We start from the raw sequence: 734 nt of genomic DNA, 5'->3' as shown, positions 1-734 counted from the left end.
CTCTTCATCTGTAAATACAATAGTATTGTCATCAAAAAAAGTGACAGCTTCTTTTTGAGTTACTATTCCTAAGTCAATTTTTGATACATCGCCAGAAAAAAACTTATCACCCTCAAAATTTTCGAATAACCAAATACTGGTTGAATCAAGTAATATCAGCTTTTTACGATCAGGGCTTAAAGCAGCCGATGTTATCCAGCATAGCTTTTCTAAAGTGGTACATGTTTTAAATGAATCTATTAACTCGGCTTTAAAATTAGCAGCATGATCGCCCACTTTATAAACCTTAGTAATACCATCAAATGGCTCTGTGCGGTTTTTAGTAAATAAATATAAGTGACGTCCTAGAGCTACAAATGCCTCTAAATCAAAATTACGGTTATTAGGCTTTATAGGACTGCCATCCATTTCGGGGTAGGTAAACTTAATTATTTCTGCTTGAGTCGTATCTGTTTTTATATCTATCGGGTTTTCTATTTTATAAATAGTGAGCCATCTACGATCGTTTTTGTTATTACCAAAATCGCCTAAAAAGAAGTGCCCAAATTTGTTTTGGGTCATGTCTTCCCAATCAATGTTTTTAGCGTTTTCAACTAAAATTTCTTTAGCAATGGAACCGTCTTTATTGAGTCTGTATAGCTTTGGTTCATTGCCTCCGTCGTTAATAGCCCATAAACGTTGTTGTTTATCAAATTCTATTCCTGATATTTCTTTTAATTTAGGATCAACTGAGA

General features: G+C 33.7%; 1 protein-coding gene. It reads right to left on the bottom strand.

From position 1 onward, the window contains the following. A partial coding sequence (locus tag H5072_RS20815) for a hypothetical protein (protein WP_220488767.1) occupies nt 1–734 on the bottom strand: 734 nt, incomplete at both ends.

The organism is Pseudoalteromonas sp. SR45-5 (assembly GCF_014163565.1).
In the GTDB taxonomy this organism is placed as follows: domain Bacteria; phylum Pseudomonadota; class Gammaproteobacteria; order Enterobacterales; family Alteromonadaceae; genus Pseudoalteromonas; species Pseudoalteromonas distincta.
The sequence above is the reverse complement of the archived record's forward strand: the minus strand, read 5'-3'. Positions and strand labels throughout refer to the sequence as shown.